The sequence below is a fragment of the Arthrobacter sp. MDT2-3 genome, assembly GCF_059090465.1.
In genome coordinates this window covers 234,133-260,945 of record NZ_JBNHFS010000005.1, presented here as the reverse complement: position 1 = coordinate 260,945, position 26,813 = coordinate 234,133, and the positions used below count along the sequence as shown (strand labels likewise).

Below are 26,813 nucleotides of genomic sequence, written 5' to 3'. Positions count from 1 at the left end.
AGCGGTGGAGGGGAAACAGAAAGGCCCGGTCCATTTGGACCGGGCCTTCCTGTTTGGAACCAGACTGCGTGCCTAGTGGCTCAGGCTTTTTGCTTCCTGAGGTGCTTCAACTGCTGCGTGGCCGTGGCCGTGGGCCGCTTCCAGCTCAGCAGGGGTGGCCGGAGCTACACGGTCCTCGAAGAACCACTTGGAGAGGAATGCGCGCCGCTTCTCCTTGCGGGTCACCACACCGTGCTCATTCGGTACTGCCGGCAGAACCTCAGGCGACTCAAAGCCCACGAGTTTGTAGCGCTTGTACTCGTCCAGTGGTGCGTGCACCTCGATGAACTCGCCGTGCGGGAGTCGGACGATACGCCCGGTCTCGCGTCCGTGGAGGGCGATCTCGCGGTCCTTGCGCTGCAGGGCCAGGGCCACCCGCTTGGTGACGATGAACGCAATGATCGGGCCGATGATGAACAGGGTACGCAACCAGTACGTGACATCGTTCAAGGAGACACCGAAGTGGGTGGCAATGAGGTCGGAACCTGCAGCTGCCCACATCACGCAATACCAGACGAAGCCGGCCATTCCGATGGCGGTACGGGTCGGGGCGTTGCGCGGACGGTCAAGCACGTGGTGCTCACGGTCGTCCTTGGTGATCCACCGCTCAATCCACGGGTACATGAACATCACCGTGAACAGAATGCCGGCGGGCACCAGGGCCGGGAGCAGGACGTTGAAGCTAAACACGTAGCCGAACCAGTTTTGCTCGACCTGCCAGTCTCCCAACGTACCGGGCATCAGGCGCAGCGCGCCGTCAACAAAGCCGATGTACCAGTCGGGCTGGGTACCGGCCGAAACGGGGGAGGGGTCGTACGGACCGTAGTTCCAGATCGGGTTGATGGTGAAGAACCCGGCCATGAGGGCCAGGACACCGAAGACGATGAAGAAGAATCCACCGGCCTTCGCAGCGTAGACAGGACCCAGCGGGTAACCCACAACGTTGTTGTCGTTGCGGCCCGGACCGGGGTACTGGGTGTGCTTGTGCACGACGACCATAAAGAGGTGCAGGACGATCATCAGCAGGATCAGTGCCGGCACCAGGAGGATGTGCAGCATGTACAGGCGGCCAATGATGGCAGTGCCCGGGAATTCTCCGCCGAAGAGGAAGAACGAGATGTACGTGCCCACGATCGGGATGGACTTGATCACGCCGTCGATGATGCGCAGGCCGTTGCCGGAGAGCAGATCGTCGGGGAGGGAGTAACCCGTGAAACCTGCGGCCATAGCCAGGATCAGGAGGACACTGCCGACAACCCAGTTCATTTCGCGGGGCCTGCGGAAGGCTCCGGTGAAGAAGACCCTCAGCATGTGCACGGCGATGGAAGCCACGAACAGCAGTGCTGCCCAGTGGTGGACCTGGCGCATAAAGAGGCCACCACGGACATCGAAGGAGATGTCCAGTGACGAGTTATAGGCCACCGACATTTCAACGCCCTTGAGGGGAACGTAGGAGCCGTCGTAATGCGTCTCCGCCATGGACGGATCGAAGAAGAACGTCAGGAACGTGCCCGAAAGCAGCAGGATGACGAAGGAGTACAGAGCTACTTCGCCGAACATAAAGGACCAGTGGTCCGGGAAGACCTTGCGCCCGAATTCACGGAGGATTCCGGAACCGCCAACACGTGCATCGACGAAGTCGGTGAACCGGCCTGTCTTGGTTTTGGCGACGAAAGCGGGCTCAGCTGTTGATGCTGCGCTCATGCATATCACGCTCCCAGTAACTTGGTCCTACAGGTTCTTTGAAGTCGCTGGTGGCGACCAGGTAGCCCTCGTCATCAACTGCGATGGGCAGCTGGGGGAGCGGCCGGCTGGCGGGGCCGAAGATCACCTTGCACTCTTGCGTGAGGTCGAAGGTGGACTGGTGGCACGGGCACAGCAGGTGGTGCGTCTGCTGCTCGTAGAGAGCAACGGGGCAACCGACGTGGGTGCAGATCTTGGAGTAGGCAACGATGCCGTTGTAACCCCAGTCTTCTCGGCCCGCGGAGGGGTTCAGCGAGTCGGGATCCAGGCGCATGAGCAGCACAACGGCCTTGGCCTTCTCGTTGAGCTTGCCCTCGTGAAGTTCGTTCAGGCCCTCCGGGATGACGTGGAAGGCTGAACCGATGGTGACGTCGGAGGCCTTGATGGGCGTTCCGTCAGGGTCACGGGCGAGGCGCTTGAGCTTGCCGTCCGTGGGTGCCCACATGGTGTGGGCAAGCTTGTTGTCCGGGCGCGGTCCGAGGTCACCGAAGATGGCAACCGCAGGCAGCGGGGCAAGTGCAACTGCACCCAGCAGGGTGTTGCGGATCAGCGGACGGCGCTTGATGCCCGTCTCTTCCACGATGTCGTCAACGATTCGGACAGCAGCCTGGCGGTCCTCTTCGTAGCGGATGGCGTGGCGCTCTTCGGAGACTTCGTGGTCCGGCATCAGGGCCTTGGCCCAGTGCACGATACCGGTACCGATGCCGAGCATCGCGAAAGCCGTTCCAAGGCCCAGGAGCATGTTCTGGAGCCGGATGTTGCCGATAGTTGATTCGCCGGCTCCCAGATCAATGGCGAAGTACGCCACCAGGAAGATCAGGGTTCCAACAACAGAGATGCCAAATAGTAAGGCGACCTGCCGTTCTGCCCGCTTTGCGGCCTTCGGGTCCGTGTCAGCCAGGCGCAAACGGTGCGGAGGAATTCCAGGGTCCTGGAACTTCTCCACCTCATTCTGACCAGCCGTAGCTACGGTGCCCGAGTGGTTCGGACTGCCGTCACTATGGTTGCCCATAATTCGCCTCATCCTTCTCTCGTCCCGGCGGGTGCCGGGTTAGTTTCTAATATCAAGCTGCTGACGGATCAGCAGAAGTTGTGGAGGGCTTCGCGGAGGTCCTAGGACGTCCGCGAGGTCAGCCAGATGGTGAAGGCGATGATGACGCCGAGACCTGCTACCCAGACGAACAGGCCTTCTGCGACGGGACCCAGGGATCCCAGCTCAGCGCCGCCGGGGGAGCCGCTGGTTTCAATCTGCTTCAGGAAGGTGATGATGTCGCGCTTGCCTTCAGGGGTGATGTTGGAGTCGCTGAAGACCGGCATGTTCTGCGGACCGGTGACCATGGCCTCGTAGATGTGCTTGCCGGACGTATCCTCCAGGGCAGGCGCGAACTTACCGCGGGTCAAGGCGCCGCCGGCAGCGGCAGCGTTGTGGCACATGGCGCAGTTGGTGCGGAAGAGTTCGCCACCGGCGGCTGCATCGCCGCCTTCGTCGAGCAGGCTCTCTTCAGGGATTGCCGGGCCGGCACCCAAGGAGGCAACATAGGCTGCAAGCTGGTGGGTCTGCTCATCGTTGAACTGGACGGGCTTCTCCAGAGCCTGGGGGCCGTTCATCTGCATCGGCATGCGGCCGGTGCCCACCTGGAAGTCAACCGATGCGGCGCCAACACCGACGAGGGACGGGCCGTCCTGGGAGCCACTCCCACCCATGCCATGGCAGGTGGCGCAGTTGGCGGCGAAGAGCTTGCCGCCTTCTTCGACGTCATTTGCACTGAAGGTGGTGGTGGAGGCCTTGGCCTCGTTGACGGTGGTGGCCACGGCGTACAGCCCGCCGGTGATGAGGAGCCCCATCAGCAGCAGCGCGATTGCTGCCAGTGGGTGACGCCGCTTTTGCGAGAGTGCCTTCACGTGGTGGTTCCTTTATTCGATCCTGCGCCGGCTCCGGGAGCCGCTACCTGAAATTCTGCCTCTTGTAGAAAAAGAATCAAAGCTGGCTACTTGAGTACGTAGATGACCAGGAAGAGGCCGATCCAGACGACATCCACGAAGTGCCAGTAGTACGAGGTGACGATCGCAGACGTTGCTTCAAAGTGCCCGAACTTCTTCGCGGCGAAGGAACGGCCCATGATCAGGAGGAAGGCCACAAGGCCGCCGATCACGTGGAGGCCGTGGAAGCCGGTGGTCATGTAGAAGGCCGAACCATAGGCGTTCGAGGAGAGCGAGACGTGCTCGGAAACCAGCATCGCGTATTCCGTGGCCTGGCCGGCGACGAAGAACGCCCCCATAAGGAAGGTCAGCGTGAACCACTCGTTCATTCCCCAGCGGGCGAACTGGAAGGCCCCGCCGGTTCGGCGCGGCTGCAGCCGCTCGGCGGCGAAGACGCCCATCTGGCAAGTGAATGAACTTGCCACGAGGACGATCGTGTTGGCGAGCGCAAAGGGGAAGTTGAGCTTGGCCGTCTCATCCGCCCACATTTCCGCACTCGTGGAGCGCAGGGTGAAGTACATGGCGAAGAGACCGGCGAAGAACATCAACTCGCTGGACAGCCACACAACGGTTCCAACGGAAACCATATTGGGGCGGTTCAGCGTGGGGTGCGCCGGGGTACTGGGGGCATGGGTCGCAGATGTCACATAGACATTATGTCTGTAAAAGTCCGTGCTGCCCAACGCAAACCGCCTTTTCGGGGGACTTTTTCTACAAAGACGCGAAATCCCCGCAAAAAGTTTCCCTGCCCGTTCATATTGGTCACTCCCGGCCATCCCCCGATAGCATCAGCAGGTGACTTCACAGGCATCTGCAGCGGCGCCAGGCCACACCTGGCCGCGGCTGATCTCGGCACTGATCAGCGGCAAGGACCTCACGGCGGACAGCACCGCCTGGGCTATGGACACCATCATGTCCGGGGAAGCGACGCCCGCCCAGATCGCCGGATTCCTCGTGGCCCTCAGCGCCAAGGGCGAAACCGTCGAAGAGCTCTCCGGCCTGGTCGACGCCATGCTGGCCCACGCCAGGCCGGTCTCCATCACAGGTGAAAAGCTGGACATCGTCGGGACGGGCGGTGACCAATTGAACACCGTGAACATTTCCACGATGGCCGCCCTGGTGGCTGCCGGGGCAGGCGCGAAGGTGGTTAAGCACGGCAACCGGGCGGCGTCGTCGTCGTCCGGCTCGGCAGACGTGCTGGAGGCACTGGGCGTCCGCCTTGACCTGTCCATCGAACAGGTGGCACGCAATGCTGAGAATGCGGGCATCACCTTCTGCTTCGCCCAGGTTTTCCACCCCTCATTCCGGCACACAGCCGTGCCCCGGCGCGAACTGGCCATCCCCACCGCTTTTAATTTCCTTGGCCCGCTGACCAACCCTGCCAAAGTGCAGGCGTCAGCAGTGGGCGTCGCGAACTCAAGAATGGCGCCGCTGGTTGCCGGGGTCCTGGCCCAGCGCGGAAGCCGTGGCCTGGTGTTCCGCGGGAATGACGGGCTCGACGAACTGACCACCACGGGTCCCTCAACTGTCTGGGAGATCCGCAATGGCAGTGTGACGGAACTGACGTTTTCCCCAGCGGACCTGGGCATCAAACCGGCAACTGTTGAGCAGCTCCGCGGGGGAGACGCCCAGGCCAATGCCGCGGTGGTCCGCGATGTCCTTGCTGGCAAGGAAGGTCCGGCCCGGGACGCCGTTCTCCTTAATGCGGCAGCCGGCCTGGTGGCGTTCGACACCGGTGCGGACGGCCCGTTCCTCGACCGGATGCAGAAGGCATTCAGCCGCGCAGCCGAATCCATTGGCTCAGGCGCTGCCGCAGCCGTCCTGGAGAATTGGGTCTCGCTGAGCCGTCAGTGATCGCCCTGCCCGGCTACTGCTCGAAGCCGAGGGCGAAAGCAGCGTCCAGGTCATGCTGGGAGTAGGCGCGGAATGCGATGTGCGTTGTTGTGTGGACGACGGCAGGAACCTTGGACAGGCGGTCCGCAATAACGTCGGCCAGGTCCTCGTGCCGGGGAACCCGTGCCACCGCGATCAGGTCCCATTCGCCGGTAACGGAGTACACCTCGCTGATGCCCTCGATCGCTGAGATCTCCTCGGCCGTCTCAGGAATGCGGGCAGCGTCGGTCTTGATCAGAACAAATGCGGTGATCACGATAAATCCTTCCGGATCTGTTGCGCCGTAGCATAGCCCGGCAAGCTTCTCGGTGCTGCCAGCCTATTACATCAGGGCGGGCTGCCCGCGGACCTCAGCCACGCCACCTTCTTTCAGGCGCTCCGGAGCCGCCGGACCCCTGCCCATGCCAGCCGCCACCCCACCAGCAGCAGCCCCAGGCTCAGCAATGCCACGATGATGAACGGCAGCACAACCGTCTGGCCCGTCAGCAACCGGAGCACCATGCCGCCCCCCAGGGCACCCAGCCAAACCGCCAGGCCCGTCCAGCGCACCGACAAGGGGTTGCGCCATGCTCTTGCCGCCATCCAGCCAAGGGCTGCCCCGGCCAAAAACGGCCAGGCAGTGAGCAGCACTCCGGCAACAACGTCGCCCCGTTGGTGGGCGTCACGGCCGACGGCGGCAAACACCAGGATCAGGACGGCGTCGGCGATGGCTGCAGCTGCTGCCAGCCGTCCCGGGGACGAAGGGCGGGTCCGGTGGATCGGTGGTGTCATGCTTTCGAGCCTAGCAATTGGCAGCGTTCCAGTTGCGCCGCCCTACCGGACGCTCGGTTACCCCTTGCCGGACATCCGGTCATTGAGCAGGATGGACGAACCAGGCAGAAGGAAGGCGGGAACCATGCGGTTGATCCAGGTTGCCCAGTACGCCGGCGACCTCCGGCGCGCAGCGGAATTTTACTCCGAGCTGCTGGCGGTCCAACCCACGGCGGTGTTCGACCCGCCCGGCCTGGTGTTCTTCGACCTCGACGGCGTGCGGCTGCTGCTGGAAGCCGGTGCCCCGCGGGCTCTTTTGTATCTGGACGTTCCGGATGTAAGGAAGTCCGTGGAGGAGCTCACGGGCAGGGGAGTGGACGTAGTGGCGGCGCCGCACGTGATCTACAGCCACACTGACGGGCTTCTTGGTCCGGCAGGCACGGACGAGTGGCTGGCATTCATCCGGGACAGCGAGGGCAACACGCTGGGACTCGTCAGCCAGCTGGCGGCAGGACCATCCGCCCCCTGACCGCCCGACGTGTGAGCCCACTTGCGCCTTAAGGCCGTTGTCCCCCCGGGGCTTCAGCACTAGGCTCAAGCCGGAAGGGAGGAACTATGCCACGCACCATCGGGACATGTCTTTGGTTCGAAAACCAGGCGGAAGAGGCCGCAGAGTTCTACACGTCAGTGTTCGACGACTCGAAGATACTCAACATCTCGCGCTTTGGCGAAGGTGCGCCCGGTCCCGCAGGCCAGGCCATCGCCGTCGAGTTCGAGCTGGAAGGCCGCGGGTTCACTGCGTTGAATGGTGCACGGGCTTCCAGTTTCACCGAGGCAGTCTCGTTTGTGGTCGACTGCGAGGACCAGGAGGCCGTGGACCGCTACTGGACGGCCCTGACGGACGGTGGCAGCGAAAGCCAGTGTGGGTGGCTCAAGGACCGCTTCGGAGTATCCTGGCAGATCGTTCCCTCCGTACTGGGCTCGTTGATTGCCGGGCCGGACCCACAGGGGTCGCAGCGGGCGATGCAGTGCATGCTCGGAATGCGGAAACTGGACATTGCTGAACTGCAGAGAGCCTACGACGGCTGACTCCCGGGTGGCCGTACCTGGGTGGATGCCCGATCCAATTACGGCAGTACTCCCGGAAAACCCGGCCGGCAGCAGGTCCAATGAATAAACCGCTCTGGATCTGCTGCCTCGTGGGAGCCGCCGTCGGAATCACGTTGGGCCTTGCTGTCTTTGACAGCCCGTTTATCGGCTTCGCCCTGGGCCTCGGCATTGGCGCAGTCGTCGGGGCAGGGATCAGGCCGCGCCGCTGACTTGCCAGCCCCTGTTGCTGCAGCGGGCCCGGGCTATGCCACGAAAGCCCCGGCGGGTGCGTCGATATGTGAAATATGAAACTCCGCGCCGGCAGCGACCAGCCGCGTGCGATAGCCGGACCGCAACTCCACGGAACGGGTCCATCCGCCGATGCACACCGTGTGCGCCCGGGAAGCCGCGGCATTGCGCGGCGTCAATGAAAGTTCGACGGCGGCGCCTTGCTCCCAGCGAATGTCAACGGTGATGCCTGGCCGGGCAACCAGCCCGCTGACGCTGCCCGCGGCGAGTTCCCCCGGAAGCGCGGGCAACACGCGGATTTCTCCGGCGTGGCTCTGGAGGAGCATCTCCGTCACCGCTGCGATGAACCCGAGGTTTCCGTCCACTTGGAAAGGCGGGTGCGCAGCGAACAGATTCGGGTAGAGGCCACCGGAGTGGTCCACGGCCGTGGTGGCGACAGGCCTGAAGATAAGGCGCAGCAGGTCGGCTACCCGCTCCGGTTCCCCGAGCCGGGCGCGGAGGCACAGCTTCCAGATCAGTGACCAGCCGGTGGAGTCGTCGCCCCTGCGGTCCAGCGTTGTGCCAACCGCCGCGCGCAGGTCACGGGACAGGGGAGTGCTGCCGGGATAGGCAAAAACCAGGTGCGAAACGTGCCGGTGGTCCGGTTCCGTTTCGGGGTGGGATGGGCCCCACTCGAGGACAGTACCGCTGCTGATGGCCGGGGGAGCGATCCGCGCCCGTGCAGTGGCAGACTCCCGCACAATGGGGTGGTCCGCTTCGCCTACTTCTTCAGCCAGGGCAAGTACGGTGTCAAAGAGCCAGCTCAGCAGCGCCCGGTCCATTCCGGTGGAGGTGCTAACGGCGGCCCTGCCTTGTCCACTCAGGTAGCAGTTTTCGGGGGAGGTGGAGGGCCGGGTCTGCAAAGTGGCGCCGCCGTCGTCGATGAGCCAGTCGCATGCGAATTCTGCGGCTCCGACTGCGATCGCCCAGAAGCGCCGCAATTCGTCCGGAGTGGCTGAGCCGAAGCGTCGCCGCTCATCCAAGTGGCAAACGAGCCACACGCCGCCCATTGCCCACTGGGACCAGCTGGCATGTCCGGACGTGGGGGACGTAAACGCCCAGGCGTCACTGTTGTGGTGCGCTGCCCAGCCGCGCGTTCCGTAGAGGGTTCGAGCCGTGGCACGTCCGTGTTCTGCCAGTGCCTCCACCAGGTCCAGCAGTGGCTCGTGGCACTCGGCAAGGTTGGCTGCTTCTGCTCCCCAGTAGTTCATTTCAGTGTTGATGTTCAGCGTGTAGTTGGAGGACCATGGCGGCTGCAGTTCGTCATTCCAGATTCCCTGCAGCGTTGCCGGCAGGGAGCCGGGCCGGGAGGACGAGATCAGCAGGTACCGCCCGTAATCAAAGAGCAGCGACACCAGGCCGGGATCAGCAGCCGGAGCGGCGCCTGGCTGTCCGGCGGCCGACAGGATCCGCTGGTCTGTGGGCAGGTTTGGAAGGATTGTTTGCGCATCGGGGCGCGGCTCGAGGACCAGGCTCACCCGGTCAAAGAGGAACCTGTGGGCTTCCACGTGGTCCTTCCACAGCACGTCAAAGCCACGGTCCAGGGCTGCATGGGCACGGGCGGAGGCTTCTGCGGCGCAATCGCCGGCACTGCCGCGCGGCGGGTGGCCGGGTGCCGTGAAAGTGGTGCTGGTGGCCAGCACCAAGACCAGTTCGGTGATACCGGAAAGGACGACTAACGCAGTACCACCATCGCTGCCGGCAGCGCCGGGTTGTCCATCGTGGGCCAGGGCCAAGACAGCCGCGCCGGCCACCGGTGCGATCCCCGGCAATTCCCAGGTCAGGGGCGGCTCGTCCGGTTCGTGGCCGGGAGCGGCATCCGCGGGAAGATGTAGCTGCAGGGAGAGTTCGCTGGATCCGGACGCGCAGTACGTCTGGCGAAGGGGAGTCTGGAGGCGCAGGATGACCTCAGTGGGGGACTCAGAGCGGAGCCGGTGGACCAGTACCTGGTCCGGGGCGCTGATGAAGGATTCCTGCCGGATGCTGGTGCCGGCCGCCTCCTGAAGGCTGCTGTGCGTAGCCGAGCGAAGGGACAGGCCACGTTCCACCAGCCGGCCGGGCTTCAGGGTCTCTATGAACACGTCGGCAAACGGCAGGTATGCCTGGGAGTACCGGCCCTGCAGTGCCTCGAGGTCACGTTCTGCATCAACCGGCCGGTCCTCGGCTATCGCCGCCCGCGCACTGGCAAGGGCGGCCGACGCAACTTTAGGGCTGATGGCTCCACAGCGGTGCTCGCTGGCCGGGCTCCCTGACCATGCCGTACTGTCATTGACCTGCAGCCTGACCTGGTGTTGAGCCGCCAGCACCATGGCGCCGAGACGGCCGTTGCCCAGGGGAAGCCCGTCCAGCCAGTCCAGCGCTGGGGAGGTGTAGTAAAGGTCGTTGGCCGTCATGTCAGGGAAGCAGGCTTTCCGGGACGTGCCCGAGGCTACGGGACGGCTGAAGTTTTGGGCACGTTGATGTCATGGCGTGCACTTTACCCGGCGGAGCGGTTGGGCACTGTTAGTGCCGCACCACGTCTATTCAGTTCGTTGTTTCGGTCAATAAATGTGTTCGGACCGAGACCTTTGCGGGAACGCTTTTCCGCTGCCCGTCCATAGGGTGAACTCATGGACGCAAATTCAGAGAACAGCTCACCGCGGTGGCCCTGGGCTATGGCGATCCTGGGCTTAGTCGTCTTCAACGTCCTTTACCTCGGGTTCAGACGTGGTGAGTGCCTTGATGCCGCAGAGGGCTCGGGCGCTACAAGTGTATGTACCAGTGGTCCGCTGTTCGGGATTGAAGGCACATGGACGCTGGGAGTTCTAAGCGGGGCCGCCGTCGTCTACTTCGCGTTACGTCTCAGGCGGGCAACAAGAGCCGGTGGGAATAAGGAAACAGGGCTAAGCCGAACATCTCGCCCCGGGCGGTAGTTGGCGCAACGCCAGTCTTGAAGCCGTCCCAATAGCCGGTCTATGCAGGGTGAAGACCCCCAATGTCCTTCTGAGGGCCGTTGCCGGGAATCCCGTATGACCTGCCTCGTTGGTTGGTAGATCACCGCCAATAGGAACGGGTGGGCGATGGGCCGCTACGGCCGGTTGGCGAAGGGGACGCGGTGACCACTACGTTCTTGCCATTGGGATCGCCCGTGTGGCAACTGATCAGTACCAGCCTGTTGGGTACAACAGCCCAGACGGTGCTGTCCCGCAGGGTTGCCTTCGTGTAGGTAGCGACCGAATCCACTTGAAAGTCCAGGTTCCCCGCCGCTGTCCAAACTGTCAGCTTGTCGCCCGGAGCGGTTGCTGTGCTCAGTTTATTGAACGGTGCCTCCCGCCCTACCCAACTATGGCCGATGATATAGGTTGTGTTCGAGGAGCCTGCACCGGGAGAACCAAAGGACGCCAGCCAATAGCCGTCCATCGTCTCCGGCGGCACGAGGTTGCGGCTGGCCTCGGCTTCCGCATCAGGGTCGAGGGCGTGAACGGCAACGTCCATGCCGGCGGCGGGGTAGCGTATGCGAATCGGTGGGGAAGCCACCGGATCGCTAGCAGCATGCGGAACCGGACGCCGTTCACTGATGACTTGCGGCGACCCCACAGAACCCGCGGGTGGATTGACATTTGATGCAGCGCCGCACCCGGCAACCAGCAGCAAGCCCGCGAGGCTGCCTGCAAGAACAGAGGTGCCTCGGAACTGTTGGAGACGTACGGCGAGCACGGCTTTTATCGGGCAGAGCCCTTCGCGTGGGCCCTTGATCTCCAGACCGTCCATACGCATCCGGCCGCGAGGAGGCCGCTGGCCCAGCCCAACCAGGTGGGGAGGAGATGGACGGATTCCGTCCGGACAGGTTGCGCTTGAACGCCGGTATCCACGTTGTATCCCAGATTCGTGCTGGCAACGCCCGGCGCTTTCCCGGGGTTTGCCGGTGGAGCGGGAACGGCGGGGTTTGCCGGTGGAGCGGGAACGGCTGGACCTGCCGGTGAGCCCGCCGCTCCAACGCAACCGTTGTTGAAGATCACAACGTTCTCCGGGGTCATGTTCTGGCCAGCAGGGGAACCGCCAAACCCGGGAAACGGAATGATGTCGCCACTGTGACTTCCATGGCCATTCAGGTTATGGATCATGCCATGGCGAGAGACAAGAAACGGCTCATACGTGCCCGACTCTGTGAGGTGGCAGATTAACGCGCCCGATTGGTTTGCGACAGGGGCCGCGACGGCGGGAGCATTTCCGCCAGCCATTCCCAGCCCCGCGATTCCTAAAACGGCAATAGCTTTTCGCATCTAATGGCCCCCACCAGTTTGATTTTCCTCATCGTGCAGTCAGCTTGAACGCTAGAGCGCGATCCTGCTTAAGTCCACCAGGGGAAAGCATGAGACTGGAAATGGGTGCTACTTCCAACCCTTCTCAACTGCAACTTTACATAATGTAGATTATCGGCGTTTTGTATCGGACCCGGGAGGGGGCGGGAAACAATACATTTGCGACCCGTGCCCAGTATCGTTCATGGGGACGATGAATCCGCAGGTCAGCATTGTCTTATTCCGGGCGCTCGTTAAGAATGAGTCAATGACGGTCTACGTGCGATCACTTGAAACTGCAGTTCCTAAAACGATGCTGCTCCAGGCAGAAGCCCGTGACGTCTTTGCGGCCCAGCCCGGATTGTCCAGGCTTGGTTCACGGCTGGTCAATACCTGTTTTGATTCCGCGGCGATTGATACACGCTTCACCGCCGTCGAAGAACTCACCACGGATCATCGCGCCGAAAATCCGCAGTTTTTCGATCAGGAGACCGGCCTGCTGCTGAACCCTGGCACAAAGGTCCGCAACGATATTTTCGGCCGCGAGGCAACCAAGCTCTTTGTGGAGGCTGCCCGCTCCGCCGTCAACGCTGCCCCAGAACTCGATTTACTTGACATAACTCATCTCATCACCGTCTCCTGCACCGGGTTCTTCAACCCGGGCCCTGACTATAAGGTGGTTCGGGAGTTGGGCCTGGATCCCGCTGTCCAGCGCTACCACTTGGGCTTCATGGGCTGCTACGCAGCTTTCCCTGCACTGCGCGCCGCAAAGCTGTTCTGCGAGGCCGACCCGCAGGCCGTTGTCCTGGTGGTGTGTGCCGAGCTGTGTTCCCTGCACGTCCGCACCTCAAACGATCCGGACACGATCATGGGCTCAGCCCTGTTCGCTGATGGTGCGGCCGCCGCCGTCGTCACTGCACGCAGCGGGTCGGCGGAAAAGTCCCTGCTCCAGCTCGATCACTTCGAAACGGTCCTCACCCCGGTCGGCGAGGACGCGATGGCCTGGAACATCGGCGACCACGGATTCGAAATGGTGCTTGGAAATTATGTGCCGCACATCATCGATGACCATATTGTGGGTGCCCTGCGGCCCCTCCTGGCCAAGGACCCGGAACTGGAAGCACTCCCCTACACCTCCATCCGGCACTGGGCCATCCATCCGGGCGGCCGGAGCATTCTGGACAAAGTCCAGTCCCGGCTCGGCCTCACCGAAGAGCAGCTGGTGCCGGCGCGGGAGACGCTGCGGAACTACGGAAACATGAGCAGCGCCACAGTACTTTTTGTCCTCAAACACATCCTGGAACAGGAGCCTGAGGACGGGGACGAACGCATCTGCTCCATGGCCTTCGGCCCGGGACTCACAGTGGAAACCGCGCTGTTCACAAAAGTGGGCCAGGCTCCCAGTGCAGGACTGGTGGAACACGTGCCGGGCCAGGCAGCGGCAGAAGTATCGGTCCCCTAATCCATGGACTTGCTGTTGCGGCAGCGCGCCGTCGACGCCTTGGAAATCATGGACAGGCCGGAGTGCGACGCCCGGCTCCTCCAGAACACGTACCGCCAGTTCGCAGTGGTCAACCGCGCGCTTGCGGGTTGGCGGGGGCTTTATGTCAGGGAGCTTCGTCCCTCCCTGGCTGCGAACACCGCTCCAGCCACACTGCTCGACATCGGCGCCGGCGGAGGTGACCTCGCGCATATGTTGGCAGGCTGGGCACGGCGCGACGGACTTCCGATGCACATCACCGGCATAGACCCTGATCCACGTGCGGCCGCGTACGCGCTGGCAAGGCCGCCCATACCCGGTGTGCAGTTCCGGCAGGCGCACAGCGCGGATCTTCTCCGGGAAGGAAGGCACTTCGACTTCGTCATTTCGAACCACGTTCTGCACCACCTTTCGGCGCACGAACTACAGCAACTGCTCGCCGATTCAGCCGCTCTCAGCACTAAAAAAGCGCTGCACAACGACTTGAGGCGAAGCCCCGCCGCCTACGCCCTCTTCTCTGCCGCCGCGTTGCCGTTCCGTCGTTCTTTCATCCGGGCGGACGGCTTGACGTCCATCCGCAGGAGCTACACCCCCGCCGAATTGGCGGACCTCGCTCCCCCGGGCTGGACCGTTGAAACCAGCTCCAAATTCCATCAGATTCTCGCCCTGCGCAGGAACTGACATGTCAACGGAAACGGAGGTTCTGATCATCGGCGGGGGCCCGGTGGGCCTGTACCTGGCCGCCCTGCTGCTTCAGGACGGCGTCAGCGTCAAGGTCCTGGAGCAGAGGCAGGCCAGGAACCTGCACTCACGGGCCATCGGCATCCATCCCCCCGCCCTTGAGGGTCTGCAGCGCATCGACATTGCGGCTTCCGCGGTGCAGGAGGGCGTACAAATCCGGGAAGGGTTGGCAGTCAGCGGCGGAAAGACTGTGGGCACCATGTCATTCGCCGGAGTCTCGGAGGCCTTTCCCTTCGTGCTGGCCCTGCCCCAGTTCCGCACGGAACAGCTTTTGGAGGAGCGTGTCCGCCAACTGGACGGCGCCGCCCTCGTCAGGGGTGTGCGCGTCAGGCGGGTGAAGGACGACGGCGGGCAGGTCGCCGTCGCCGCCGGACCTGCCGGGGAGGGCACAGGCAGGGAATCCACGTGGACGGCATCCTTCGTTGTAGCGGCCGACGGCGCGCGGTCCCAGGTGCGCGGCCTCCTGGGTGTGCCCGTGCGCCAAAAAAACTATCCCGACCACTACCTCATGGGCGATTTCCAGGACGCCGGGTTTTACGGCGAACGGGCAGTCCTGTTCCTTGAGCCGCGAGGCATCGTTGAGTCTTTTCCGCTGCCGGGCGGGGTCCGGCGCTGGGTTGTGCGGTTGGGGAAGCCTGCCGGTACCGCCACGCCGGATGAGTTGGCACAGCAGGTCCTGCGCCGAACCGGGATCTTCCCGGATGCCCGCACCAATACCATGGTGAGCGCGTTCAGCGTCCGTTCAACCATGGCCCGCCGGATGATGGCCGGGAGGGTGTTCCTGCTCGGAGATGCTGCCCACGAGATCAGCCCCATCGGCGGACAGGGCATGAACCTCGGGTGGCTGGACGCCTGGGCCCTTTCTCCCCTCCTCCAGGCGGCACTTGCAAACCCCGAGCAGGTTGACCTGCAGTTCAAGGAGTTCCAGGCCAACCGGCAACGTGCCGCGAGGCTGGCTCAGCGGCAGTCCGAGATCAACATGCTGCTGGGGCGGCCGTTGCCCCGGCCCTTGCTGGACCTCCGAAATCTGGGGATCAGCGCGGCAGCTGCCACCCCGTCAGTAAACCAGTGGGTGGCCCGCCGCTTCACCATGCAAGACCTGGACAGGCAGCCGGCGTGGGCGCCGCTTTGGCCTACCGGACGTAGCAGGGTTACCTGAAGTAGCAGTCATAGCTGTCCTGGCTGACGATCAGCCCATCGCTGACTTCAAACACCGACGACGTCCTGGCCCGGATAATCTCCCCCCGGTCCCAGTAACGAAGGTCCATCAGGGCCGTCGCGGACCAATCCGCTTCCACCGCCACCCGTCCGCCCTCACAGGTGGTCCGCCTGACCACAAACTTCTGGTGGGCCACCACTTCCGGGCTTTGGTCGGCGCCCGCCAGGACCTCCGCCAGTGCGCGCTTGGAGCCTTCGGGCGCCAGGAGGTGCGGCGCCTCCACCAGGACAAAGGAGTCGGCGAGGAAAGGCCTGATGGCTGCCGCTCCCCCGCCGGATTCCAGGACGCGGATGAATTCAAGGACATGGTCCAGCGGCGGGGTCTGCACGGAGGAGTCTTCAGGCACGGGATAGACACTAGCCGAGCCGGGGCCGCCCGGCCGCTAGGCTTTCCCCATGAACCAAGGCGCGCCGGAGACCACCCACACCGCAGAGCAGATCCGCGAAACCGTGGAGCGGATCCTCGAAACAGGTGCGCTCCCGCCCATTGTGCAGGCAGGTCACCCCGCGCTCAGGCAGCGCGCTGCCGCCTTTGACGGGCAACTGTCCAACGACCAGCTCGGGCACCTGATTACGCTCATGCGCCAGGTGATGCATGAGGCTCCGGGCGTGGGGCTGGCCGCGCCTCAACTCGGCATACCGCTGCAGCTGGCCGTCGTGGAGGACCAGTTCGACGTCGATCCTGAGGCCGCCGCCCTGCGTCACCGGAGCCCCCTGGACTTCCTTGTGGTCCTGAACCCCCGCTACACGCCCCAGGGCGATGGCTTGGCATCCTTCTACGAGGGCTGCCTTTCCCTCAACGGCCTCCAGGCCGTGGTGGCCCGGTACGAGAATGTGCTTCTTGACTTCCAGACTCCGGATGGCACACGGATGCAGCGGGAGTTTTCCGGCTGGCAGGCCAGGATTGTCCAGCATGAGACTGACCACCTGAACGGTGTGCTGTACGTGGACCGCGCGCAGCTCAGGTCCCTGAGCACCAACGCCGAATACGCCGCCCATTGGGCAGAGCCAGGCATCGCCAAGGCGCAGCAGGGGCTCGGCTTCGGCGCAGGTCCTGCCGGCATCAGCCTCCACTGATCTGCCGGTACCACGACCCGTCCAGAAAAACCGGATGCTGGAGCCATAGGATGGTTCGCATGCCCCCTACGACTGACCCGCCACTGTTGTGCCCGGTGTGCCGGAAACCGCTGGAACGTCGGACAGCCGCCGATGCCGGTCAGAACCGCCTGGTGTGCCCTGCCGGCCATAGCTTTGACGCCGCACGCCAAGGCTACTTCAACCTGCTGGTCGGGAAGGGCACTGCTTTCGAGGCCGACACCGCGGAAATGGTCCAAGCACGCTCCGATTTCCTGGCGGCGGGGCATTACCGCCCGTTGGCAACTGCGGTGGCAGCCGCCGTCGTGCCCTGCCTGCCTGAAGGGGGCAGTGCTGTCCTTGACGCAGGGACGGGAACGGGACATTACCTCAGGGCTGTGCTCGATCAGGCCGCGGCGCGCAGCCGCCGCCACGTGGCTGCGCTGGGCGTGGACATCTCCAAGTTCGCGCTGCGCCGCGCCGCGCGGCTCAACCCCGAGGCCGTGAACCTGGTATGCGATGTCTGGCAGCCTCTGCCGCTGGCAGATAATTCGGTGGACGCCATCACAGTCATCTTTGCGCCACGCAATGCCGCCGAGTTTGCCCGAATCCTGCGACCCACCGGGTTGCTGGTGGTGGTTACTCCACGGAGCGGGCACCTTGGCGCCATCGCAGCCGCTACCGGGATGCTTGGCATCGAGGAAGACAAGGACGCCCGGCTGGCCGAAGCGATGAGCAGCCATTTTGACGCCGAGACAAGCACCGACGTCGGGATTCAACTGGCACTGACCCGCCGGGAGGCCGCGGACCTCGCCTATATGGGCCCGGCCGGCCACCACCTTGCCCGGCGGGACCTGTCTGAACGGCTGCTCGCGATGCCCGAGCCGGTCCAGGCCGAAGCCAGGTTCAGGCTGACGGTGTTCCGGCCGAGGAAAGCGGCCGCGACGTAACGACTTGGCCACTATCGCTGCCCCGCTGGTGAGAGCCCGCCCACAGCGAAGTGGGCCGCACTAAGATTGAAGGACAGTTACTGGCGGGTGCGCGCGTGCATGCTCCCCGTAGCGAAGGGGGAGAACGTTGTTCGAATGGCTCGGGGAAAACTGGTGGGCATTGTGGCTCACGGCCTTCCTGGCGTTTGCAGTGATCGAGATGATCACGCTTGACCTGTTTTTCATCATGCTCGGCGGAGGCACCCTCGCCGCACTGGTCGCGGACTTCGCAGGCGCGGACCTCTGGCTACAGATCGTGGTCTTCTGCGTGGTGTCCCTGCTCATGATTGCCTTTGTCCGGCCCGTGGCTCTGGCCCACCTGAAGAACGGTCCGTCAGAGCAGCGCACCAACATTGACCGGCTCATCGGCGAGCAGGCCGTGGTGATGGAACCGGTGACATCCGACGGCGGACTGGTCAAGATCGGCGGAGACATCTGGACAGCCCGTTCTGCCGGGGGCGTTCTTCCCGCCGGCCAAAAAGTTGTGGTTTCCGCCATCGAAGGAGCCACGGCAGTGGTGTCAGCGCCGCCGGAAGCAGTTGGCCAGTCCTGATACAGCCTGAACAAATGGGGAACAAGGAGATGTATGGATAACGCAGGAGGAACTGCATTGGCCATTGTGCTGGTGGTCCTGATCGTGTTTGTGATTATCGTGCTGGTCCGGTCGGTGCGGATAATTCCGCAGGCCCGCGCAGGCGTGGTCGAACGGCTGGGCAAGTACCAGCGCACGCTTAATCCAGGGCTGACCATCCTGATCCCGTTCGTGGACCGGCTCCTGCCGTTGCTGGACCTCCGCGAACAGGTGGTGTCGTTCCCTCCGCAGCCGGTTATTACCGAGGACAACCTGGTGGTCTCCATCGACACCGTGGTCTACTTCCAGGTCACGGATCCGCGGGCCGCCACCTACGAGATCGCCAACTACATCCAGGCGGTGGAGCAGCTGACCACCACCACGCTGCGCAACGTTGTGGGCGGCCTGAACCTCGAAGAGGCGCTCACCTCGCGCGACCAGATCAACGGCCAGCTGCGCGGCGTCCTGGACGAGGCAACCGGCCGCTGGGGCATCCGCGTTTCCCGCGTGGAGCTCAAGGCCATCGACCCGCCCCACTCCATCCAGGACTCGATGGAGAAGCAGATGCGCGCGGAGCGGGACCGCCGTGCCGCCATCCTTACTGCCGAAGGCACCAAGCAGTCAGCCATCCTGACGGCCGAAGGCCAGCGGCAGGCGTCCATCCTGGCGGCGGAAGGCGACGCCAAAGCCGCCATCCTGCGTGCCGACGGCGAGGCCCAGGCCATCCAGAAGGTCTTTGACGCCATCCACAAGGGCAATCCGGACCAGAAACTGCTGGCATACCAATACCTGCAGACCCTTCCAAAGCTCGCGGAAGGTTCTTCCAACAAGCTGTGGATCATCCCCAGCGAAGTCGGCGAAGCCCTCAAGGGAATCGGCAACGCATTGGGGGGAACCAACCCTGATCCCGCCGCGGCGGGGTTGTTCGACGAAGTGGGAGCCAAGACCTCCGAGCCATAGGCTCAAGGCCGGGAAAGCGTTTCGAGGGGATCCGCAGCAATTGCGGATCCCCTCTATTTTGGCCCGGATGGCATGACACCCGTATAATTGGGTATTTGTCCGGCAGGAGCAGATCCGCTGGAACAACCAAGCTTCGCGATGCGTTGAATCTTAAGATGCAGCACAGAGCACACAGTAGTCCGGAGGTGCTTTTTAGCCACCGGCTTGCGCGGGGTCTTACTCCGCGAACCGATCAGAGGGAGAAAACATGAGCGATCGCAGCCTGCGGGGCATGCGCCTTGGTGCGCAGAGCATGGAGACCGAGTCCGGAGTCGAGCCGGCTCCGCGCCAGCGCGTCGAGTACCGGTGCGAGGACGGCGAGCAGGTCTTCGTAACGTTCTCTTCCGAGGCGGAGATTCCCCCGGTCTGGGTTTCCAAGACCGGCAAGGAAGCCCTCCTGGTCGACGGCGAACGCCCGGACACCAGCAATGACAAGGCCGTCCGCACACACTGGGACATGCTGCTGGAACGCCGCTCGCTTCCGGAGCTGGAGCAGATCCTGGAGGACCGGCTGACCATCCTGCGCGAACGCCGCGGAGAGCGCCGCTCCGCCTAGCACCCAAAAATGCACCAAGGGCCGTCCCCCATTCCGTGGGGGACGGCCCTTGCTTTTGCCGCGGCCGCTTCTTGGCAGGCCAGGGCTAGTTACGGCTGCGCCGACGCCTTCTTGCGCGTGAGGGTGTTCCAACGAGCCTGGAGCCCCCACTTCGTGACGTTGATCATTGCCTCCACCACGATGTTGCCGCTCATTTTGGAGGCGCCGAGTTCGCGCTCCACAAAGGTGATGGGCCGTTCCTCGATCCGCAGGCCCATGCGGGAAACCCGCCAGGCGAGGTCAACCTGGAAGCCGTAGCCCACTGAGTCCACCTGGTCCAGGTTGAGCTTTTCCAGCGTGGTCCTGCGGAAGGCGCGGTAGCCGCCGGTGACGTCCTTGATCTTCAGGCCCAGCATGAGGCGGGCGTAGGTGCTTCCCACCCGCGAGATGGCCTGCCGGTACAACGGCCAGTTCACCACGCTTCCGCCGGGGACCCAGCGCGAACCCATGGCAAGATCGGCGCCCTGGTCGATGGCCTCGAGGAGCTGGGGCAGCTGTTCGGGCTGGTGGGAGCCGTCGGCGTCCATCTCCACCAGCACGTCATATCCGGCGTCCAGCCCCCACCTGAAACCGGCGATGTAGGCGGCTCCCAGCCCTTCCTTGCCTTTGCGGTGCAGGACATGCACCTGGGCGTCCTCGGCCGCAAACCCGTCGGCCAGCCGGCCCGTGCCGTCAGGGCTGTTGTCATCCACTACCAGCACGTCCGAGGCCGGTACGGCTGCGCGGAGCCGCTGCAGGGTGATAGGCAGCGATTCCAGCTCGTTGTAGGTGGGGATGATGGTAAGGACGCGCACAGAGAGCCTTCCTGGTGGGAACGGTCGGTGCGCCCGCGGACGAGCGAAATCGCTGGCAGGCGCAGCTACCTATTATAGGGCGGGCGGCACAGGAGCCAGGAACCGGGGGGTCAGGAACGGGGGTCAGGAACGCAGCGAAGAGCTGGAGTACAGTTCAGAACCGTCCCTTACCGTCTGCAGGCAAACCGGGTCGGAGCCGGTGTCCAGCGCAGGCAGCAACGGTGTTCGGGCCCTCGGATCGGTGCTCCACGACTGCACCCTGCCGTCGGCCACCTGTACCATCAGCTCCTCAACCTCCCACACAGCAAAGCTCGCCGGAGCTCCGGGGACCAACTGGCCCGCCATGGGGTTGTGATACCTGGCTGCCCGCCACCCTGCCCGGGTGTGTCCCAGGAAAGCCGCGCGCGCCGAAATCCGCTCATCCTCATTGTGGTGCTCCACGCAGGCCCTGACGCTGGACCAGGGGCGGAGCGGGGTCACGGGGCTGTCACTGCCAAAGCACACCGGAACCCCCGCGGAGTACAGGCTGGCGAACGGATTCATGGACCTGCTCCTCTCCCCCAGCCGCTTCTCGTACAGTCCTCCGGGACCTCCCCATGCAGCGTCGAACGCTGGTTGGGCACTAACGGTCACGGCGTAGCGGGCAAGCGTTGCGATGGCTGTTGCATCCACCATTTCCACGTGCTCAAACCGGTGGCCTGCAGCCCGGACGCGCTGCTCCCCCACCTCGGCCGCCGCGAGCTCCAAGGCCTGCAGTGCGGCATCCAGCCCGGCGTCCCCAATAACGTGGAAACCGCCCTGGATCCCGACGAGGGAACAGGCAGCGAGATGCGCCGCTGCTTCCTCAACAGTCAGGTACAGGCTGCCGGACTCTTCGGGGGCGTCGCTGTAAACCGATCTGAGGGCCGCCGTCCGTGATCCTATGGAGCCGTCGATGTTAAGGTCGCCGGCCAGGCCCCGGGCGCCGACGCCCAGCTGATCAAGAATGCTGCGGGCGTGCTCTTCGGATGTCGCCAGTTCGCCCCAGTACGGCAGTACGTCAGGCACCGGCACTCCCCCGTTGTTGTTGTTCCAGCTTGCCGCCAGCCTGAGGTCCTTGGCGCCCCCTATATGCGGAGCGCCGATCTCAGCGACTGCCACGTAGCCGTTGGCGGCAGCCTCCGTGAGGGCCCGGCGCTGGTGCCCCCGGAGCACTTCCTCGGGGAGCCGGCGCGTTGCCTGCCGGGCTGCTGCGTGCGCGGCCCGCCGGACCCTTGGGCCGCCGTCGAAGCCGTCAAGGCCGCGGAGGCCTGCCGAGTCTGCCAACGACGCCGAGACCAGGGCTGAGTGGACATCCACGCGGGACAGGTACACCGGGCGGCCTCCTGAAGCCCGCTCCAGTTCCTCCGCGCTTGGCAGGCTGGCATCGGCCCAGGTGCTTTCATCCCAGCCGTGGCCCAGGACCGGACCATCGCCGGGTGCGGCGGCGACGGCGTCCAAAAGTTCACGTGCAGAGCTGGCCTTCTGCAGTGCCAGGGAATCCAAGGCGATTCCTGTTTCCGTCAGGTGCATGTGGGAGTCCACGAAGCCGGGGGCAACCAGCGCGCCGCGGAGGTCGATGATGTCCATGGAGCTGTCCGCGATGGAAGTAGCTGCCTGTTCGGATCCCACCCACGCCACCGTGTCTCCGTCCACAAGCATGGCGGTGGCAAAGGGGTCGGCGGCTGTGTAGACAGAGCCGTTGCGATAGAGGACCGGGCTGGTCTTGGCACGGGATCCGGGCAGGTCTTCGGGACGGGGCATAGGTAAGCAGTACTCCTGGAGATAAGACGGCCGGCAGCAGCGGGCGGTAGGTCAGAGAACGGAAGAGTAGGCCACGACGCCGCGGCGGATCAGCGAGATGGCGTCGGAGCAAAGGCGTGCGAGGCGGGGATCCAGGCCAGGAATCTTTGCGAGCTGGTCCAGCAGGTCAACCACCTGTTTCACCCAGCGGACGAAATCACCCGCCGCGAGGTCGGTGCCGCTCAGGACGTCCTGCAGGTGCCGGCCCCGCGCCCACTTGTAGATCGGCCACACCAGGCCCAGTTCGGGTTCGCCGGTCAACGGAAGCTTGTATTCCTCTTCCGTATCCTCCAAGGCGGACCATTCGCGCACCACGATGTCCACCGAGGTCTCCAGGGAGACGCTGGGCATCCGCGGGCGCAGCCCCCGGTCCTCGCGCTTGGCCTGGTACACCAGGACGCTGGCAAGGGCTGCGATCTCCGCGGCGTCAAGGTCATTGAAGGCGCCAAGCCGGAGCGACTGGGAAATCAGCAGGTCCTTCTCGCCGTAAATCCGCCGCAGCCGGTGCCCGTCGGAGCTGATGATCAGCCTGCCGTCGGTGGCGGGTTCGAGGTAACCGTAGGAGGACAGGACGTCGCAGACCCGGTCGAACGTCTTGGCGATGGTGTTGGTGCGGCCCTGGATCTGCCGGACCAGCCCATCCGTTTCCCGCCGGAGCTTCCACCAGCGTTCGGACCAGCGGGCATGGTCCTCCCGTTCACTGCACCCGTGGCAGGGGTGGGCGCGGAGTGCGCGTCGAAGGTCGGCGATCCGCTTTTCCTGGTTCGGCAGGGCGGTGGCGAGGCCGAAGTCGTTGTTGCGGTTATTGCCGGGTGCAGGCGGGCGGTTTTCCCGCAGCGCGTTCCGGGCCGAGGATGCGAGGTCGCGCCGGGACTTGGGAACCTTGGCGTTGAAGGACTTGGGGATGCGGATGCGCGTCACGGGCGCGATGGGACCTTCCAGGTCATCGGTCCCGATGCGGCGCAGCTGGTTGTCCAGGGTCAGCACGGCGGGACGCGGCTCCCGGCTGCTGTGGTCCGAGCTCAGCACAATCGCGGGGCCAGGGGCCCGGCCGCCCGGAACGTGCACCACGTCGCCGGGAAGCAGGCGCGCCAGCGAATCATCGCTGAGCGACTTCCGCGCCCGTGACTTGGTGCGGGAGGTGGTGTTCTCGGCGTCGGAGAGCTCCCGGCGCAACCGCGCGTACTCCGTGAAGTCCCCGAGGTGGCAGGTCATCGATTTCGCGTAGCCGGCCAGCGATTCCTCGCGGCTGCGGACCTGCCGTGCCAGGCCGACCACAGAGCGGTCCGCCTGGAACTGGGCGAAGGAGGACTCCAGGATCTCGCGGGCCCTTACCCGGCCGAACTGGGCCAGGAGGTTGATGCTCATGTTGTAGGTGGGCCGGAAGCTGGAATTCAGGGGGTAGGTACGCCGTGAGGCCAGGCCGGCGACCGCCGTCGGGTCCGTACCCGGCTGCCACAGCACCACAGCGTGGCCTTCGACGTCGATGCCGCGGCGGCCGGCGCGGCCGGTCAGCTGGGTGTACTCCCCGGCAGTGATGTCCACATGCGCTTCACCGTTGAACTTGTCCAGCTTTTCGAGCACAACGGAGCGGGCCGGCATGTTGACGCCGAGGGCAAGCGTCTCGGTGGCAAAAACAGCCTTCACCAGGCCGTCGGCGAAGAGCTTCTCCACTACTTCCTTGAAGGTGGGCAGCATCCCGGCGTGGTGCGCCGCGAAACCCCGAAGCAGGCCGTCCCGCCAGGTCCAGAAGCCCAGAACGTCCAGGTCGTCCGGGGGAATGTCATGGCCGGCCTCGTCCACGCGCTCGGCGATGATCCGCTGCTCTTTTTCCGTAGTGAGCCACAGCCCGGAACCGACGCACTGGGCAACGGCAGCGTCACAACCGGCCCGGGAGAAGATGAAGGTAATGGCCGGCAGGAGGTCCATGCGGTCAAGGCTTGCAATCACCTGGGGCCGGCTGGCCGGCCGCACTCCCCGTTCGTCTCCGCCCCGGCCAGGGCGCTCATTCCCGCGTCTTCCGCGCTGGCCCCGGCCGTTGGGCCCCGATCTGGCACGGAAGCTCTGCATGCTTTCGCTGCGGGCCACCGTGAGGAGGTCGGGGTTGACGTCGAAGCCCCGGCTCTTGGCCCTGTCCTTGCTGGAGTTCTCTTGAGCCTCGTCGGAGTCCACGGGTGGAGCAATCTCGTCGAAGGTGGTTTCCCCGGCAAACAGGTCCATGATCTGGCGGCCCACCATCACGTGCTGCCAGAGCGGCACCGGCCGGTGCTCGGACACAATGATGTCTGTATCGCCGCGGACGGTATCAAGCCAGGCGCCGAATTCCTCCGCATTGGATACGGTGGCACTGAGGGAGGCCACCTGCACTTCGCTGGGGAGGTGGATGATGACCTCTTCCCAGACGGCACCGCGGAAGCGGTCGGCAAGGTAGTGCACCTCGTCCATCACCACGTAGCCCAGGTCGCCCAAGGTTGCCGAATCGGCGTAGAGCATGTTGCGCAGGACCTCTGTGGTCATTACCACCACCGGGGCATCACCGTTGATGCTGGTGTCACCGGTCAGCAGGCCCACGCTGTCGGCTCCATACTTGTCGCTGAGCTCAGTGAACTTCTGGTTGCTCAGCGCCTTGATGGGTGTGGTGTAAAACGCCTTCAGGCCCCGCTGGAGCGCCAGGTAGATCGCGAACTCGCCAACGATGGTTTTTCCGGCCCCGGTGGGCGCTGCGACCAGCACCCCCCTGCCTTCCTGCAGGGAACGGCAGGCTTGCCGCTGGAAGTCGTCGAGCTCGAAGTCCAGGGTGCGCGAAAAGGAACCGAGGTAAGTGGCCGCCTCTGCCGTTCGTTCGGCGCTGGCACGGTACCTCTCGGCCGGCGATAACTCTTCAGGATCGCTGGGGCCGGACGGGAATAGCCTGGGCCGGAACGAACCGTCGTTGGAGGACATACTCCAAGCCTAATAGGAGCCTAGAGGTTCTTCAGCTCACTGCCCGGGGTGGCGATGTCGGCTGTGGCATCAGTTTCCGCCAGGCGCTTGGCCTGGCGGCGCTCCCTGCGCTTGTCATTCATCAGGCAGATCCCGATGGCCGCGAAAAAGAGCACCAGCAGCGGGCCCGCAAGCATGAACATGGAGATGGCGTCGGCCCCCGGAGCAGCAATTGCCGCCAGCACAAACACCAGGAACACAGTGACGCGCCAGGCCTTGAGGATGGTTTGGCCGGAGATAACACCGGCCATGTTGATGCCCACCAGCACCACGGGGACCAGGAAGGCGATCCCCAGCACCAGGACCATCCGCGTCACGAACTCAATGTACGTGCGCGCATCAATCACGCTGGACGAGCCGTCCGGTGTGAACTGTGTCAGTGCGCGGACCACCTGCGGCACCACAAGCCAGCCAGCCCAGATACCGGCAAGGAAGAGCGGGACGGCGGCCGCCATGTAGCCGAGGGTGTACCGCCGCTCCTTGGAGGTCAGGCCTGGCGTGATGAACGCCCACAGCTGGTAGATCCAGATGGGACTGGAAATGACCACCCCGATGAGGAGCGACATCTGGAGCTTGAAGTCGAACGGCGAGGCGATGGTTCCGAAGTTGATCGCCGAGAGCCCGCCGGTTTGCTGGGAGATGCGGTTGACCGGATCGGCCAGCGCCTTCAGCAACGGATCGTAAAGTATCCAGCCTCCGATGCCGCCAATGACGACGCCGATAGCCGACTTGATCAGCCGGTTTTTCAGCTCCTTGAGGTGGTCCCAAAGAGCCATGCGCCCTTCGGGGTTGGCTTTACGGGCCCGCGACAGTGCCACTGGGGGTCAGGCGCGGTTCGACGGCGGAACGTCAGTGCCGTCTGTCGACTCGCCGGGCTTCGCCTTGGGGTGGTTGACGATGGTGCCTTCCACGGGACCGGAGGCGTCATTGGAGTCGGTCTTGCCGTCGTTCTTCATTTCCTTGACCTCGGATTTGATGATCCGCATGGACTGGCCCAGGCTGCGTGCCATCGCCGGAAGTTTGGGCGCGGCAAAAAGAAGCAAAGCAACAACGATGATAATTACGATCGGCCAGGGGCCATCAAACAGTCTTCCCACGGGAAATCCTTTCGTCTAAGTACATTTTACTTCTATGTGAAGTCCAGATCGCCGAGCGCCTGCGGCTGACCCCGGTCCGTCTTGCGCTGCACTCGTCTGAGGCGGCGTTCTTCCCGTCGGGACGACTTGGATGCCTCGTAATCATGTCGCATGACGGTCGGGGAGGCAAAAACTGCGGAACCCGGCTGCGGCTTCGTTGGATCCGGGGACGCGTCCGACTGCTCGATGGGGCCCAATTGCCCCAGTTTTTCACCGGCTGCCCCCAAGTCCTTGAGGGTGGCCATGAACTGGCGGAACAGCCGGAAGCCCAAAAAGACATAAAGGAGCAGTGAGAGCGCTACGAGCGCTACCCATATCAAAATCCAGGACCACCAAGGCATGCTGAGAAGT

27 protein-coding genes are annotated in these 26,813 nt (G+C 64.1%); 12 read left to right on the top strand and 15 right to left on the bottom strand.

The annotated features are described in order from the left end of the window. Positions 1-72: 72 nt before the first annotated feature. From qcrB to ctaE, 4 genes are all read right to left on the bottom strand, one after another. Positions 73-1,743 carry a cytochrome bc1 complex cytochrome b subunit gene (gene qcrB, locus AC5RUQ_RS16275; RefSeq protein ID WP_493948367.1) on the bottom strand — a complete coding sequence of 557 codons (1,671 nt, stop codon included), beginning with the start codon at positions 1,741-1,743 and terminating at the stop codon, positions 73-75. Beyond that, positions 1,721-2,794 carry a cytochrome bc1 complex Rieske iron-sulfur subunit gene (gene qcrA / locus AC5RUQ_RS16270; RefSeq protein ID WP_493948366.1) on the bottom strand — a complete coding sequence of 358 codons (1,074 nt, stop codon included), beginning with the start codon at positions 2,792-2,794 and terminating at the stop codon, positions 1,721-1,723. The genes qcrB and qcrA overlap by 23 nt, the downstream gene beginning before the upstream one ends. Before the next feature lie 101 nt (positions 2,795-2,895). Further along, positions 2,896-3,684 carry a cytochrome bc1 complex diheme cytochrome c subunit gene (gene qcrC / locus AC5RUQ_RS16265; RefSeq protein ID WP_493948365.1) on the bottom strand — a complete coding sequence of 263 codons (789 nt, stop codon included), beginning with the start codon at positions 3,682-3,684 and terminating at the stop codon, positions 2,896-2,898. Positions 3,685-3,770: 86 nt separating this feature from the next. After that, the gene (gene ctaE, locus AC5RUQ_RS16260) at positions 3,771-4,409 is read right to left on the bottom strand and encodes an aa3-type cytochrome oxidase subunit III (RefSeq protein WP_493948364.1); all 639 of its coding nucleotides are present in this window, start codon (positions 4,407-4,409) and stop codon (positions 3,771-3,773) included. Positions 4,410-4,557: 148 nt separating this feature from the next. Here ctaE and trpD point away from each other — a divergent pair, with 148 nt between their 5' ends. Further along, positions 4,558-5,616, top strand: a complete 1,059-nt coding sequence (trpD, locus tag AC5RUQ_RS16255) for an anthranilate phosphoribosyltransferase (protein WP_493948363.1) — start codon at positions 4,558-4,560, stop codon at positions 5,614-5,616. A 13-nt stretch (positions 5,617-5,629) separates the two neighbouring features. On the opposite strand, the gene AC5RUQ_RS16250 is transcribed toward trpD, so the two are convergent. Both AC5RUQ_RS16250 and AC5RUQ_RS16245 read right to left on the bottom strand, forming a co-directional pair. After that, positions 5,630-5,911: an Lrp/AsnC family transcriptional regulator gene (locus tag AC5RUQ_RS16250; protein WP_139029459.1), complete on the bottom strand. Its 282-nt coding sequence runs from the start codon at positions 5,909-5,911 to the stop codon at positions 5,630-5,632. A gap of 113 nt (positions 5,912-6,024) precedes the next feature. Further along, a complete protein-coding gene (locus AC5RUQ_RS16245; RefSeq protein WP_493948362.1) occupies positions 6,025-6,426 on the bottom strand; it encodes a DUF3054 domain-containing protein in 402 nt (133 codons plus the stop codon). A gap of 124 nt (positions 6,427-6,550) precedes the next feature. Here AC5RUQ_RS16245 and AC5RUQ_RS16240 point away from each other — a divergent pair, with 124 nt between their 5' ends. The 3 genes from AC5RUQ_RS16240 (at position 6,551) to AC5RUQ_RS16230 (ending at position 7,724) form a co-directional block, all read left to right on the top strand. Beyond that, entirely contained in the window at positions 6,551-6,934 is a 384-nt protein-coding gene (locus AC5RUQ_RS16240) for a VOC family protein (RefSeq protein ID WP_493948361.1), read from the top strand. Positions 6,935-7,020: 86 nt separating this feature from the next. Continuing rightward, the gene (locus AC5RUQ_RS16235) at positions 7,021-7,494 is read left to right on the top strand and encodes a VOC family protein (RefSeq protein ID WP_493948360.1); all 474 of its coding nucleotides are present in this window, start codon (positions 7,021-7,023) and stop codon (positions 7,492-7,494) included. Between the two features lie 80 nt (positions 7,495-7,574). Further along, positions 7,575-7,724 (top strand): hypothetical protein, encoded by a 150-nt coding sequence (locus AC5RUQ_RS16230; protein ID WP_493948359.1) that lies wholly within the window; start codon positions 7,575-7,577, stop codon positions 7,722-7,724. A 33-nt stretch (positions 7,725-7,757) separates the two neighbouring features. Here AC5RUQ_RS16230 and AC5RUQ_RS16225 read toward each other — a convergent pair whose 3' ends face one another. Together AC5RUQ_RS16225 and AC5RUQ_RS16220 are read right to left on the bottom strand one after the other, a co-directional pair. Then, entirely contained in the window at positions 7,758-10,175 is a 2,418-nt protein-coding gene (locus AC5RUQ_RS16225) for a glycosyl hydrolase family 95 catalytic domain-containing protein (protein WP_493948358.1), read from the bottom strand. A 640-nt stretch (positions 10,176-10,815) separates the two neighbouring features. Continuing rightward, entirely contained in the window at positions 10,816-11,532 is a 717-nt protein-coding gene (locus AC5RUQ_RS16220; protein ID WP_493948357.1) for a class F sortase, read from the bottom strand. 798 nt (positions 11,533-12,330) lie between these two features. Here AC5RUQ_RS16220 and AC5RUQ_RS16215 point away from each other — a divergent pair. Genes AC5RUQ_RS16215 through AC5RUQ_RS16205 form a run of 3 tightly spaced genes read left to right on the top strand, consistent with a single transcriptional unit; the run spans position 12,331 to position 15,442 of the window. Beyond that, complete coding sequence (locus AC5RUQ_RS16215; protein WP_493948356.1) at positions 12,331-13,524, top strand: type III polyketide synthase; 1,194 nt, start codon at positions 12,331-12,333, stop codon at positions 13,522-13,524. A gap of 3 nt (positions 13,525-13,527) precedes the next feature. After that, a complete protein-coding gene (locus AC5RUQ_RS16210; RefSeq protein WP_493948355.1) occupies positions 13,528-14,223 on the top strand; it encodes a class I SAM-dependent methyltransferase in 696 nt (231 codons plus the stop codon). Between the two features lies 1 nt (position 14,224). Then, a complete protein-coding gene (locus tag AC5RUQ_RS16205) occupies positions 14,225-15,442 on the top strand; it encodes an FAD-dependent oxidoreductase (RefSeq protein WP_493948354.1) in 1,218 nt (405 codons plus the stop codon). On the opposite strand, the gene AC5RUQ_RS16200 is transcribed toward AC5RUQ_RS16205, so the two are convergent. Continuing rightward, positions 15,435-15,848 (bottom strand): nuclear transport factor 2 family protein, encoded by a 414-nt coding sequence (locus AC5RUQ_RS16200; protein WP_493948353.1) that lies wholly within the window; start codon positions 15,846-15,848, stop codon positions 15,435-15,437. The genes AC5RUQ_RS16205 and AC5RUQ_RS16200 overlap by 8 nt on opposite strands. A gap of 49 nt (positions 15,849-15,897) precedes the next feature. Here AC5RUQ_RS16200 and AC5RUQ_RS16195 point away from each other — a divergent pair, with 49 nt between their 5' ends. From AC5RUQ_RS16195 to AC5RUQ_RS16175, 5 genes are all read left to right on the top strand, one after another. Beyond that, positions 15,898-16,578 (top strand): peptide deformylase, encoded by a 681-nt coding sequence (locus AC5RUQ_RS16195; protein ID WP_493948352.1) that lies wholly within the window; start codon positions 15,898-15,900, stop codon positions 16,576-16,578. 59 nt (positions 16,579-16,637) lie between these two features. Next, a complete protein-coding gene (locus AC5RUQ_RS16190; protein WP_493948351.1) occupies positions 16,638-17,525 on the top strand; it encodes a putative RNA methyltransferase in 888 nt (295 codons plus the stop codon). A gap of 127 nt (positions 17,526-17,652) precedes the next feature. Then, positions 17,653-18,117, top strand: coding sequence for an NfeD family protein (locus AC5RUQ_RS16185; protein WP_493948350.1), 465 nt, complete (start codon positions 17,653-17,655; stop codon positions 18,115-18,117). A gap of 33 nt (positions 18,118-18,150) precedes the next feature. Then, a complete protein-coding gene (locus AC5RUQ_RS16180; protein ID WP_163163758.1) occupies positions 18,151-19,095 on the top strand; it encodes an SPFH domain-containing protein in 945 nt (314 codons plus the stop codon). A 247-nt stretch (positions 19,096-19,342) separates the two neighbouring features. After that, on the top strand, positions 19,343-19,690 hold the full coding sequence (locus tag AC5RUQ_RS16175) for an RNA polymerase-binding protein RbpA (RefSeq protein ID WP_013600997.1): 348 nt from the start codon (positions 19,343-19,345) through the stop codon (positions 19,688-19,690). Between the two features lie 89 nt (positions 19,691-19,779). Here the strand turns inward: AC5RUQ_RS16175 and AC5RUQ_RS16170 are convergent, their stop codons facing one another. From AC5RUQ_RS16170 to AC5RUQ_RS16145, 6 genes are all read right to left on the bottom strand, one after another. After that, positions 19,780-20,523 carry a polyprenol monophosphomannose synthase gene (locus tag AC5RUQ_RS16170; RefSeq protein ID WP_493948349.1) on the bottom strand — a complete coding sequence of 248 codons (744 nt, stop codon included), beginning with the start codon at positions 20,521-20,523 and terminating at the stop codon, positions 19,780-19,782. 123 nt (positions 20,524-20,646) lie between these two features. Further along, positions 20,647-22,305, bottom strand: a complete 1,659-nt coding sequence (locus AC5RUQ_RS16165; protein WP_493948348.1) for an amidohydrolase — start codon at positions 22,303-22,305, stop codon at positions 20,647-20,649. A 51-nt stretch (positions 22,306-22,356) separates the two neighbouring features. Next, positions 22,357-25,287, bottom strand: coding sequence for a DEAD/DEAH box helicase (locus AC5RUQ_RS16160; protein WP_493948347.1), 2,931 nt, complete (start codon positions 25,285-25,287; stop codon positions 22,357-22,359). A 20-nt stretch (positions 25,288-25,307) separates the two neighbouring features. Beyond that, on the bottom strand, positions 25,308-26,102 hold the full coding sequence (gene tatC / locus AC5RUQ_RS16155; RefSeq protein WP_493948346.1) for a twin-arginine translocase subunit TatC: 795 nt from the start codon (positions 26,100-26,102) through the stop codon (positions 25,308-25,310). A 48-nt stretch (positions 26,103-26,150) separates the two neighbouring features. Further along, a complete protein-coding gene (gene tatA, locus AC5RUQ_RS16150; protein ID WP_493948345.1) occupies positions 26,151-26,423 on the bottom strand; it encodes a Sec-independent protein translocase subunit TatA in 273 nt (90 codons plus the stop codon). Between the two features lie 32 nt (positions 26,424-26,455). Further along, on the bottom strand, positions 26,456-26,803 hold the full coding sequence (locus AC5RUQ_RS16145; RefSeq protein WP_493948344.1) for a hypothetical protein: 348 nt from the start codon (positions 26,801-26,803) through the stop codon (positions 26,456-26,458). Positions 26,804-26,813 lie beyond the last annotated feature (10 nt).